Here is an 11,513-nt window from a genome sequence, read left to right as displayed (position 1 = left end):
CCCGGCCGGAGGCCGTGCAGGAACCGGCTGGCGCAGCGCGAGGCGCGCCCGCCGGGAGAGCGCGCCAGCGACCAGGACAGTGTCAGCCGCAGCCGGGCGCGGGTGATGCCCACGTAGAGCAGCCGGCGCTCCTCCTCTATCTGCTCGTCGGTCCTGGCGTGGTGGATCGGCAGCATGCCCTCGGTGAGGCCGACCAGGAACACCGCGTCCCACTCCAGGCCCTTGGCGGCGTGCAGCGAGGCGAGGGTGACGCCCTCGACCGTCGGGGCGTGCTGGGCGTTGGCCCGCTCGTCCAGCTCGGCGACGAGGTCGGCGAGGGTGGCCCCGGGGCGGGCCCGGGCGAAGTCCTCGGCGAGCCGGACCAGGGCCGCCAGGGACTCCCAGCGGTCGCGCACCGCGCCGGAGCCGGCCGGCGGCTGCGCGGTCCAGCCCATGTCGCTGAAGACCGCGCGCACCTCGGACGGCAGGTCGACGGCGCCGTCGAGCAGGGTGTCGTTGGCGCCGAAGCGGGCCGCGCCGCGCAGCTTGATCCCGGCCTCGCGCACCTCGGGACGTTCGAAGAACCGCTCGGCGCCGCGGAGTTGGTAGGGCACCCCGACGTCGGCGAGGGCCTGCTCGTAGACCTCGGACTGGGCGTTGATCCGGAAGAGCACGGCGATCTCGCTGGCCGGGACCCCGGAGGCGATCAGATCGCGGATCCGGCGGGCGGTGCCCTCGGCCTCGGCGGGCTCGTCGGCGTACTCGGTGAACACCGGCTCGGCGCCGGCCGGGCGCTGCGAGACCAGCTCCAGGCGCTGCTCGGCGGCGCGGCCGGTGGCCTGGGCGAGCAGGCCGTTGGCGAGGTGGACGACCTGGGGGGTGGAGCGGTAGTCGCGGACGAGTCTGACGACCGTGGCGTGCGGGTGGCGGGTGCGGAAGTCGAGGAGGTGGTCGGGGGTGGCGCCGGTGAAGCTGTAGATCGTCTGGCCGGCGTCACCGACCACGCACAGGCTGTCGCGGTCGCCCAGCCACAGCTCCAGCAGCCGCTGCTGGAGCGGGCTGACGTCCTGGTACTCGTCGACGACGAAGTGCTGGTACTGGGCGCGGACCTGCTCGGCGATGTCGTGCCGGTCCTGGAGCACGCCGACGGTGAGCAGCAGCACGTCCTCGAAGTCGATACTGCCGCGGTCGCGCTTGAGCTGCTCGTACGTGGCGTATATCTGCCCGATCTCGGCCGGGTCGCGCGGCGCCTCGCGGCCGGCCTTGGCCACCGCCGCCGGGTAGTCGGCGGGCACGGTCTGGGTGACCTTGGACCACTCGATCTCGCCCGTGACGTCGCGCAGCTCGGTCCGGTCGAGCCGGATGCGGCAGCGGGCCGCGGCGTCCGCGACCAGCTGGACCTTGCGCTCCAGCAGCCGCGGCACCTCGCCGCCGACCGCCTTCGGCCAGAAGAACTGGAGCTGGCGCAGCGCCGCGGAGTGGAACGTCCGCGCCTGCACCCCGCCGGCGCCGAGCTGCCGCAGCCGGCCGCGCATCTCCCCGGCCGCGCGGGCGGTGAAGGTGACCGCGAGCACACTGGCGGGCTGGAGGATGCCGGCCCGGACCCCATACGCGATCCGGTGGGTGATCGCGCGGGTCTTGCCCGTGCCCGCGCCGGCCAGCACGCACACCGGACCGTGCAGCGCCGTGGCGACCGCGCGCTGCTCGGGATCCAGCCCGTCGAGCACCGCGTCGGCCGTCTCGGGGACCTGCGGGAAGAGAGGGGAGTCCGTTGCTGCTGTCACCCCGCCATGCTGCCAGGTCCCGCGGGGCGCCCGGGAAAGCCGTCCACAGCGGCGGGGGCCGGTCGTACCGGACGGGGCCGCTGTGGACGGAGCACGGTCGCCGGCGCATGGCCGGGAATGGTCCGGGGCCGGTGGGCGTTCTTCTCCTCGGTGCCCCGTCGTCCGTACGGCGCCGGCGGCACCTGATCACGATCGAGACCGAGCAAAAGGAGCGCGGGGCACATGGCGGGCACTGTGACGATGTACAGCACGACCTGGTGCGGCTACTGCCGTCGGCTGAAGGGGCAGATGGACCGCGAGGGCATCGCCTACACCGAGATCAACATCGAGCAGGACCCGGAGTCGGCGGCGTTCGTGGAGAAGGCCAACGGCGGCAACCAGACGGTGCCGACCGTGCTCTTCGCCGATGGCACGACGCTGACCAACCCGTCCCTGGCGCAGGTCAAGCAGAAAGTGGGCGCGGCCTGAGCGCCGGGCGCACCGTGTGAGACGGCCGTCGGCCGGTCCGGTGAGGGAGCCGGCCGACGGCCCGTGCGTCACGGCTTGGGCAGCGGCTTGCCGTACCACATCTCGATGAGCCGGGCGGCGATGGAGATGCCGTAGGGCGGCAGGACCTCGCCGGATTCGAAGGCGGCGCGCAGGTCCTCCCGCGAGAACCACCGGGCCTCCTCGATCTCCTCGCCGTCCACCTGGATCTCGGACGAGGTGGCGCGGGCCATGAAGCCCAGCATCAGGCTGGACGGGAAGGGCCAGGGCTGGCTGGCGATGTATTCGACGTCGCCGACGACGACGCCGGCCTCCTCGAAGACCTCCCGGGCGACGGACTGCTCGATGGACTCGCCCGGCTCGACGAAGCCCGCCAGGGTCGAGAAGCGGCCCTCCGGCCAGTGCACCTGGCGGCCCAGCAGGGCGCGGTCCTCCTCGTCGGTGACGAGCATGATCACCGCGGGGTCGGTGCGCGGGTAGTGCTCCGCGCCGCAGGCCGGGCAGCGGCGGATGTGGCCGGCGGCGGCGATGACCGTGCGCTCACCGCAGCGGGAGCAGAAGCGGTGCAGGCGCTGCCAGTTCTCCAGGGCCACGGCGTGGACCAGCAGCCCGGCGTCGCGCGGGGAGAGCAGCAGACCCGCCTCGCGCAGGCCCGCGGGGCGCGCGGACTGGTCCATGCGCCCGGGGAGCGCGTCCTTCTGGAGCGCGAAGTAGCTGACGCCGTCCTCGTCGGTGCCGAGGTAGTACCGGTGCGCCTCGGTCAGCGGCGCCTCGAAGGACGGCGTCATGATCAGCTCGGTACGGCCGTCGGGGGTGTCGTCGATCAGCGCCTGGCCTCCGGACACCACGAAGACGCGCGTCGTCGGGTGGCTCCAGGCCGCCGCCAGCCATGCCTCGTCGAGCCGGTGGTGGGCGGAGCGGTCGATTCCGCTCGGCGCGCTGAAGGTGATCGGCCGGTCGGCCGTGTGGTCGGTCCAGGTGGTCACTGCTGTTTCCAACTCCCCCTATGGCGTGGGTGGTTGCTGCGTACGGGCGCGGAACGGCACGGCGGTACGCGCACGGGTCAAGCGGTGCGCCAGGTGTCCGCCAGGTCGCCCCACAGATGGGCGGCGGTCTCGACGCCTTTCATCAGCAGGTCGAGCTCGACCTTCTCGTTCGGTGCGTGCCAGCCGTCGGACGGGACGGAGATGCCGAGGAAGAGGACCGGGACGCCGAGGACGTCCTGAAGGTCGGCCGCCGGGCCCGAACCGCCCTCGCGGGTGAAGCGGATCTTCGTTTCGAAGGCCCGTCCCATGGCGCGGACGACGGACCGGAGCGCGGGGTGGTCGAGCGGGGTGAGGCAGGGGCGGGTGGCGCCCCAGAAGGTGATCTCGTGGCGGATGCCGGCCGGGAGGCGGTCGGCCACCCAGTCGCGCACGGACTGCTGGACGGCGGCGGTGTCCTGGCCGGCGACCAGGCGGAAGGAGAGCTTCAGCTGGGCGGTGGCCGGGACGATGGTCTTGCCGCCGGGGCCCTGGTAGCCGCCGCCGATGCCGTTGACCTCGGCGGTGGGGCGGGCCCAGATGCGCTCCAGGGTCGTGCTGCCGGCCTCGCCGAGGGTGGCGTGGGAGTGCGCGGTGCGCAGCCACCGCTCCTCGTCGAAGGGCAGCTCGGCGAAGAGCTCGCGCTCGCGGTCGGTGAGCTCGATCACTCCGTCGTAGAAGCCGGGGACGGCGACCCTGCGGTCGGTGTCGTGGAGCGCGGCGGCGAGCCGGGCGGCCTCGGTGGCGGGGTTGGGGACCGCACCGCCGAAGGAACCGGAGTGGATGTCCTGGTCCGGGCCGTACAGATCGATCTGACAGTCCGTCAGGCCGCGCATGCCGGTGCAGACGGTCGGGGTGTCCCGGGACCACATGCCGGTGTCGGAGACGATCACGGCGTCGCAGGCGAGGCGGTCGGCGTGCTTCTCGATCAGGGCCGGGAAATGCGGCGAGCCGGACTCCTCCTCGCCCTCGATCAGCAGCTTGAGGTTGACCGCGGGGGCGGTGCGGCCGGTGGCGGCGAGGTGCGCGCGGACGCCCAGGGTGTGGAAGAAGACCTGGCCCTTGTCGTCGGCGGCGCCGCGGGCGTACAGCTTGCCGTCGACGGTCTGCGGCTCGAAGGGGTCGGTGTGCCAGCCGTCCTCGCGGGCGGCGGGCTGGACGTCGTGGTGGCCGTAGACCAGCACGATCGGCGCGGACGGGTCCCCGGACGGCCACTCGGCGAAGACCGCGGGCAGGCCCTCGGTCTCCCAGATCTCGGTGGTCGAAAAGCCCGTCTCGGCCAGCTTGGCGGCGAGCCATTCGGCGCTGCGGCGCACATCGGCGGCCCGCTCGGGGTCGGCGGACACGGACGGGATGCGCAGCCACTCCGCGAGGTCGTCGAGGAAGGCTTCGCGGTGGTCGTCGAGGTACGCGCGGACGGCGCTGTCCGGGGTGGTGCTCATACGGCGAGCCTATCGGCCTTCCGGGGGATCCCGGTCGGCGGTATCGCCGAGCAGGATCCGTTCGAGCCCCGCCCGGCCCGGCAGGCCGGCGGGTCTGACGACCTCGCCGGTGCGGACGAAGAGGAAGGCGGCGCCCACCTCGGACAGCGGCAGGCCGTAGCGCTCGGCCCAGGCGAGGCGGTAGACGGCCAGCTGGAGGGGGTCGGCGGCGCCGGCGCTGCGGGAGCCGTCCGGCCGGCTCCGGCCGGTCTTCCAGTCGATGATCTCGAAGCGGTCGCCGTCCGGGCCGCGCTCCTTGTAGACGGCGTCGATCCGGCCGCGGATCACCCGTCCCGCGAGCGTCATCCGGAACGGGACCTCCACCCGGAAGGGGGTCCGCCGGGCATACGGGGTGCGGGCGAACGCCTCCTTGAGGGCTTCGAGGTCCTGCTCGTCGGCGATGGCCGCCGCCTCACCGGGACCGGCGCCCGGGAGCTCGTCCGGGCCCAGGAGCGGCAGGGCCGGCTCCTCGAAGCGGGACTGGACCCAGGCGTGGAAGCGGGTGCCGCGGCGGGCGGCGGGCTGCGGCGGGCGCGGCATCGGGCGGGCCAGCTCGCGGGCGAAGCCGTCCGGGTCGGCGGCGAGCCCGAGCAGCTGGGTGGCGGTGAGCGAGGCCGGCAGCGGGACGTCCCGGACCCGGGCGCGGGAACGCCGCAGCTCGGCGGCGAGCGCGGCCAGATCGCGGTCCCAGGAGCCGACGGTGCGGCGCTCCTCGGGGAGGAGCGCGGACGGGCCGCCCTCGGCCCCGGTGGGGGCGACGGGACCTGGGAGGTCGGGCTCGGCGGAGCGCTGGGCGCCGATGCGGGGGCGCAGGGGCGGGGCGGCGCCGGTGTCCTGCGCGGCGACGCCTACGGGCGGCGGAGCGCTCGCGGAGTCGGACGGTGCTGCGTCGGGGAGGCCGGACGGTTCGGCCGCGGGGAGGCCGGACGGGGCGTCCCCGTACGGGTCCTCGAACGGGTCGGGTTCGTGGGGGTCGGGTTCGTGGGGGTCGGGTTCGTACGGGGCGTCCTCGGGGGCGTCCGGCCACTCCTCGTCCGCCGGCGGGGGCGGCCATTCCGGGTCGTGGGCGGGCGCGGTGGGCACGGGTGCGGCGGGGCGGCGGCGCTCCAGATGGCCGCGGACCTCGGTGGCGGCGGCGCGGCGGCGGGCCATGGCCGCGGGGTCCAGCGGCAGCGGCCAGGGCTGGTCGGCGGCGGCCTCGGCGAGGGCCGGATTCTCGGCACCGTCCTCCGGCGGCTCGGCCCAGAACTCGATCTCGCCGTGGCCGGCCTCGCAGTGCGCGCGCAGGGCGTCCAGGAAGGCGGACGGGCCCCGGGGGCGCTTCTGGTTGGGGCCCCACCAGTGGCCGGAACCGAGGAGCAGGGAGCGCGGGCGGGTGAAGGTGACATAGCCGAGGCGGAGCTCCTCGGTCGCCTGGTGGTCCTTCATCGCCTCCTTGAAGTCCTTCAGGCCGCGGGCGGTCCACTCCGCCACGTCGGGGAGGGTCGCGGCATCGCCCCGGAGGGCGTGCGGCAGGACCTTGGGGCGGCTGATCCACGACTCCCGGGCCTGCTCACCGGGGAACTGCTTGGCGACCAGGCCGGGCACCGCGACGACGTCCCATTCCAGGCCCTTGGACTTGTGCGCGGTGAGCACCTTGACGGTGTTCTCGCCGCCGGGAAGCGAGCTGTCCAGGCCCTTCTCGTACTGGACGGCGGCGCGCAGGAAGCCGAGGAAGGCCAGGAGCGTCGCCTCGCCGTCGAGGGCGGCGCCGCCCTCCTTGGCGGCGAAGCCGGCGGCGATGTCGAGGAAGCCGCCCAGTGTCTCGCGGCGGCGGGCGGCGAGGGCGTGCGGGGAGGCGGACAGCTCGACCTCCAGGCCGGTGGTGGCGAGCACCCGGTGCAGTACGTCCATCAGGGGATCGCCCAACGAGCGCCGCAGATCGCGGAGTTCGGTGGCCAGGCGGGCGAAGCGGACCCGCGCCTCCGGGGAGAACGGCAGGCCGTCGTCCGGGCCGTCGGCCTCCAGGAACGTGTCCAGGGCATCGGCGAGCGAGATGGTCTCCGCGGGGTCGACGCCCTCCACCGCCTCGGCCAGGCGCCGTTCGGGGTCGTCGCCCGGCGTTCCCCGGTGGCCGGAGGTGTGGGCGAGAGCGCGGGCGCGGCGGCCCAGCAGCGCCAGGTCGCGCGGGCCGATCCGCCAGCGCGGGCCGATCAACAGGCGGACCAGGGAGGCGTTGGCGGTCGGGTCCTGGAGGACGTCGCAGACCGCGACCAGGTCGGCGACCTCGGGCAGATGCAGCAGCCCGGAGAGGCCGACGACCTCCACCGGGATGTCCCTGGCGACCAGTTCGCCCTGGATGCGGGCGAAGTCGGAGGCGGTGCGGCAGAGTACCGCGATCTCGCCGGGCGGGGTGCCGGTGCGCACCAGGTGGGCGAGCGAGTCGGCGATCCAGGTCAGCTCTTCGGCGTGGGTGGGCAGCAGGGCGCAGCGCACCACGCCGTCCCGCTCGGCGCCGGGTGCGGGGCGCAGCGCCTCGACGCCGGCGTGCATCGCCCACAGGGGGGCGGCGAGGCCGTTGGCGAGGTCCGGGAGGCGGCCGCCGCTGCGGCGGTTCTCGCTGAGGGCGAAGCGGCGGGCCGGGGCCCCGTCGGCGAACGGGAAGTGGGCGGGGAAGTCGTCGAGATTGGCCACGGAGGCGCCGCGCCAGCCGTAGATGGCCTGGCAGGGGTCGCCGACGGCGGTGACGGCATGGCCGGTGGGGGCCCCGGTGCCGGCCCCGAAGAGCCCGGACAGCAGCATCCGTTGGGCGACGGAGGTGTCCTGGTACTCGTCGAGGAGGACGACCCGGAATTCCTCGCGCAGGATCCGGCCGACCTCGGGGCGGGTGGTGGCGAGGGTCGCGGAGAGCGCGATCTGGTCGCCGAAGTCGAGCAGGTCGCGGCGGCGCTTCTCGCCGCGGTAGGCGCCGACCAGGTCGAGCAGTTCCAGCCGGCCGCGGACCGTCTCGGGCGCCTTGCGCAGATCGGCGTTGGTGAGCCGGGCGCCGTCCAGGGTGGCGAGCAGCCCGGTGTCGTACGTGCGGAGCGCGGCCGGATCCACGAGGTGCTCGGCCAGCTCGCCGTCGAGGGCGAGCAGGTCCTCCACGAGGGAGGGCAGCGAGGTCGTCAGCGACGGATAGGGGCCGGGGGCGGCGCGCAGGGTGCGGGCGGCGAGCTGGAAGCGGGTGGCGTCGGCGAGCAGCCGGGCACCGGGCTCCAGGCCGATGCGCAGGCCGTGGTCCTTGAGGAGCTGGCCGGCGAAGGCGTGGTAGGTGGAGATCCGCGGCTCCCCGGGGGGCGAGTCGGGGCCCGCGGGGCCGCCGGGGAGGGCGTCGGGGTCGGTGACGCCGGCCGCCAGGAGGGCCGCCCGGACGCGCTCGGCCAGCTCGCCGGCCGCCTTGTTCGTGAACGTCAGGCCGAGGACCTGCTCGGGGGCGACCTGGCCGGTGCCGACCAGCCACACCACGCGGGCGGCCATGACCGTGGTCTTGCCGGAACCGGCTCCGGCCACGATGACCTGCGGGGCGGGCGGGGCGGTGATGCACGCCGTCTGCTCCGGGGTGAACGGGATGCCGAGGAGCTCTTTGAGCTGCTCGGGGTCGGTGATGCGAGCGGACACCTCACAAACCGTAACGGCCGCCACCGACAATCCCTCCTCGGGTCGGCATCCATGCAGGTCAGCGACGTACCGGCGGGAACCGGCCGGCTACCACGCGGTACGGCCGGGTTCAGCTTCCGCGCGCGATGGTGCCGGTTCACTCGACGATCTGCCGGCCCTCCGGCTGCGCGCTGCACGAGGCGCGGAAGGCGCAGTGCGCGCAGTGCGTCCCGGCGGTGGGCGTGAACCGCTCCTCCAGCACGCGGCCGGCGGCGGTGGCGAGCAGCTCGCCGACCCAGTCGCCGTCCAGCGGCTGCTGCGCCTGGACGGCGGGCAGCGCGTCGCCGCCCTCCTTCTGGGGCGCGCCCAGCCGCAGATGGACCAGCTCGGCGCCGCCGGGCTCCGGCGTACGGCCGCCGAAGGCGTCGTCGAGGGCGCCTTCACGGACCGCGAGCTGGTAGACGGCGAGCTGCGGATGGCGGGCCACCTCGGGGCCGGTCGGCTTCTGCTTGCCGGTCTTGAAGTCGACGACATAGGCGCGGCCCCGCTCGTCGCGGGCGACATGGTCCATGCTGCCGCGGATCCGGACCTCGTAGGCGCCGGCCTCCAGGGTGACGTCGAAGCCGTGCTCGGTGGCGACCGCTTCCCGGCCGCGGGTCTCCCGCTCCATCACGTGCCAGCGCAGAAAGCGCTCCAGGACGGCGCGGGCGTTGTCCTTCTCCTGGCGCGACTTCCAGGGGGCGTCGAAGGCGAGCGCGTCCCACACGGAGTCCAGGCGCTCCATCAGGACGGCCAGATCGGCGGGCGTGCGGCCGGAGGCGACCTCGTCGGCGAGCACGTGGACCACGTTGCCGAAGCCCTGGGCGGCGGTCGACGGGGGCTCCGCCCTGACCTCGCGGCCCAGGAACCACTGGAGGGAGCAGGTGTTGGCCAGCTGGTCGAGGGCGCTGCCGGAGAGGACCACGGGGCGGTCGCGGTCGCGCAACGGGACGTCGTTGCGGGTGGGTTCGTGCAGGCCCCACCAGCTGTCCGGGTGCGCCGCGGGCACCAGGGGGTGGCCGTCGTCGTCGGTCAGCGCGGCGAGTTCGGCCAGCCGCCGGGCGGCGGCGGCGCGCAGCGCGGGGGTGGCGTCCGGGTCGACGGTGGTGGCGCGCAGTTCGGCGACCAGGGCGGCCACCGTGAGGGGCCGGCGAGGCCGCCCGGTGACGTCCTGCGGGGTGACGCCCAGTTCGGTCAGGAAACGGGACGGCTGGTCGCCGTCGTCGGCCGCGGCCTTGACGGCGGTGACCACCAGGCGCTCCCGGGCCCGGGTCGCCGCCACGTAGAACAGCCGGCGTTCCTCGGCGAGCAGCGCGCCCGGGGTGAGCGGCGCGGCCAGGCCGTCCCGGCCGATCCGGTCGGCCTCCAGGAGCGAGCCGCGCCGCCGCAGGTCGGGCCAGAGGCCCTCCTGGACGCCGGCGATCACCACCAGCCGCCATTCCAGGCCCTTGGACCGGTGCGCGGTCATCAGCCGTACGGCGTCGGGGCGGACCGCGCGGCGGGTGAGAGTGTCCGCGGCGATGTCCTGGGCGTCCAGCTCCTCCAGGAAGTTCAGGGCGCCGCGGCCACCGGTGCGCTCCTCGGCGCGGGCCGCGGTCTCGAACAGGGCGACCACCGCGTCCAGGTCGCGGTCCGCGTTGCGGCCCGCGGCGCCGCCGCGCCGGGCGGCCCGCTCCAGCCGCCCCGGCCAGGGCGTGCCGTCCCACAGCTCCCACAGCGCCTGTTCGGCGGTCCCGCCGCCGGCGAGCAGCTCGCGGGCCTTGCGCAGCAGCAGCCCGAGCCGCTGGGCGCCCCGGGCGTAGCCGGGGTCGTGCGCCACCAGGCGCTCGGGCTCGGCCAGCGCGCGGGCGATCAGCTCGTCGGAGGGCGGCGGCAGGGGCCGGCCGGCGGCCCGCTCCTCCTCGCGGAGCGCCCGGCCCAGCCGCCGCAGGTCGGCGGAGTCCATACCGCCCAGCGGGGAGGTCAGCAGGTCGATGGCGGTCTCCGGCCCGATGGAGAGTGCCGCCGACTGCCCCGAGGCCGCGACCCGCAGCGCGGTCAGCAGCGGCGCGACCGCCGGTTCGTGGCGCAGCGGGAGGTCGTCGCCGTCGATGTCGAGCGGGACGCCGGCGGAGGTGAGCGCACGGCGCACGGCGGGGATCGAGCGCCCCCCGGCGCGTACGAGGACCGCCATCTCGCTCCAGGGGACGCCGTCCTCCAGGTGGGCGCGGCGCAGCACGTCCGCGATGTTGTCCAGTTCGGCGCCGGCGGTCGGGTAGGTGTACGCCTCGACCCGGCCGCCGTCCCGTACGGCCGACGGCTCCCGGTGGGCACGCACCTTCCGGGCCGGGAGGCGGGTGAGCGGCATCCGGCGGGTCAGCCGGCGGGTGGCCGCCAGGAGGCCGGCGCCGGAGCGCCGGGACGTGCCGAGGACGGCGACCGGTGCGGGGGTCCCGTCGGCGCGCCGGAAGGTCTCGGGGAAGTCGAGGATGCCGTTCACGTCGGCGCCGCGGAAGGCGTAGATCGACTGGTCGGGGTCGCCGAACGCGATGAGCGTACGGCCCGCGGAGCCCGGTGCGGCGGGCGCGCCCTCGTGGCCGGCGAGCGCCCGCAGCAGCCGTACCTGGGCGGCGTCGGTGTCCTGGTACTCGTCGACGTAGACCGCGTCGTAGGCGCCGGCCAGCTCGGCGGCGACGGCCGGCTCCCCGGCCAACAGCACCGCGCGGTGCACCAGTTCCGCGTAGTCCAGCACCCCCTGGGCGTCCAGGACGTCGAGGTATTCGGCGAGGAAGCCGGCCGCGGCGCGCCAGTCGGGGCGGCCGGTGCGCCGGGCGAAGGCGTCCAACGCGTGCGGGCCCAGGCCCAGTTCGCGGCTGCGGGCCAGCACCGCGCGGACCTCGTCGGCGAAGCCGCGGGTGGTCAGGCAGGCGCGCAGCTCCTCCGGCCAGCGCACCCGGGCGCGGCCGGAACCGGCCAGCTCCGCCTGCCCTTCGAGGAGCTCGCGGACGACCAGGTCCTGTTCGGGGCCGGACAGCAGCCGCAGCGGGTCGGCGAAGAGGTCCGCGTCCTGGTGGGCGCGGACCAGCGCGTAGCAGAAGGAGTGGAAGGTGGTGGCCTGGGGGACG

At 75.3% G+C, this 11,513-nt stretch carries 6 protein-coding genes; 1 reads left to right on the top strand and 5 read right to left on the bottom strand.

Features of this window, described 5'->3' with window-relative positions:
• A partial coding sequence (locus RZ84_RS23910; protein ID WP_241778087.1) for an ATP-dependent helicase occupies positions 1-1,763 on the bottom strand: 1,763 nt, incomplete at its 3' end.
• A 222-nt stretch (positions 1,764-1,985) separates the two neighbouring features.
• On the opposite strand from RZ84_RS23910, the gene RZ84_RS23905 reads away from it, so the two are divergent.
• Positions 1,986-2,231, top strand: a complete 246-nt coding sequence (locus RZ84_RS23905) for a mycoredoxin (protein WP_043266004.1) — start codon at positions 1,986-1,988, stop codon at positions 2,229-2,231.
• Positions 2,232-2,299: 68 nt separating this feature from the next.
• Here the strand turns inward: RZ84_RS23905 and nudC are convergent, their stop codons facing one another.
• The 4 genes from nudC to RZ84_RS23885 form a co-directional block, all read right to left on the bottom strand.
• Positions 2,300-3,235, bottom strand: coding sequence for an NAD(+) diphosphatase (nudC, locus tag RZ84_RS23900; protein ID WP_043266003.1), 936 nt, complete (start codon positions 3,233-3,235; stop codon positions 2,300-2,302).
• A 77-nt stretch (positions 3,236-3,312) separates the two neighbouring features.
• Positions 3,313-4,713, bottom strand: a complete 1,401-nt coding sequence (locus tag RZ84_RS23895; protein ID WP_043266002.1) for a dipeptidase — start codon at positions 4,711-4,713, stop codon at positions 3,313-3,315.
• Positions 4,714-4,722: 9 nt separating this feature from the next.
• Positions 4,723-8,391, bottom strand: coding sequence for an ATP-dependent helicase (locus RZ84_RS23890; protein ID WP_043266001.1), 3,669 nt, complete (start codon positions 8,389-8,391; stop codon positions 4,723-4,725).
• 136 nt (positions 8,392-8,527) lie between these two features.
• Positions 8,528-11,513: ATP-dependent helicase (locus RZ84_RS23885; protein WP_241777837.1), on the bottom strand; the 2,986-nt coding region annotated here is incomplete at its 5' end.

This window comes from Streptomyces sp. CT34 (assembly GCF_000805335.1).
Lineage (GTDB): Bacteria > Actinomycetota > Actinomycetes > Streptomycetales > Streptomycetaceae > Streptomyces.
The sequence above is the reverse complement of the archived record's forward strand: the minus strand, read 5'-3'. Positions and strand labels throughout refer to the sequence as shown.